The following is a 497-nucleotide window of genomic DNA, read 5'->3' on the forward strand; positions in this document are numbered from 1 at the left end:
CGGCTGTGTGCGAAGCTAAAGTTCCTCGAAACGAAGGTGAAGAAACCATTCCTCGTCCATTTTCTTTAAAATAAATTGGCGTTTGCTCTTGTAAAACTTGCGTCAGTTGATTAGGATTTTGCTCTAAAATACTATCATTAAGTTTGATAATACTTTGAGATTTGTAATGATTTTTAAGAAAAGCATCGTTCAAAATCAAAGGTTTCAAATTGATGGTATCCGTCTGTGCAAAAGCAATTCCAGCGATAAGATTAAAACAAAGAAAAAGTTTTTTCATATTAAAATCTGTTTTTCCTCCGAAAACATTTTCTATTAATTTGTTAGCAATGGCAGGTTTCCTGACTTATTCTTTTTACAAAAAGTATGTTAGAATTTACAGTTGCGGGGACAGTTTTGGAATTGAACCAAATTCCCTTTTAACTCACTCGTTGAGCACCATTTTATGCAAATGTAAAGAAAAGCAATTGATTTTATAAAAAGTAGATTGTTAAATCGTT

The 497-nt window shown here is 31.8% G+C and carries 1 protein-coding gene and 1 riboswitch; the gene reads right to left on the bottom strand.

The features are described 5' to 3' along the window. The coding region (locus tag QWI17_RS00680) for a hypothetical protein (RefSeq protein ID WP_302720569.1) at positions 1-277 on the bottom strand (277 nt) is incomplete at its 3' end. Between the two features lie 34 nt (positions 278-311). After that, positions 312-455: riboswitch (cobalamin riboswitch) on the bottom strand. Positions 456-497 lie beyond the last annotated feature (42 nt).

It is taken from the genome of Gilvimarinus gilvus (genome assembly GCF_030518155.1).
In the GTDB taxonomy this organism is placed as follows: Bacteria; Pseudomonadota; Gammaproteobacteria; order Pseudomonadales; family Cellvibrionaceae; genus Gilvimarinus; species Gilvimarinus gilvus.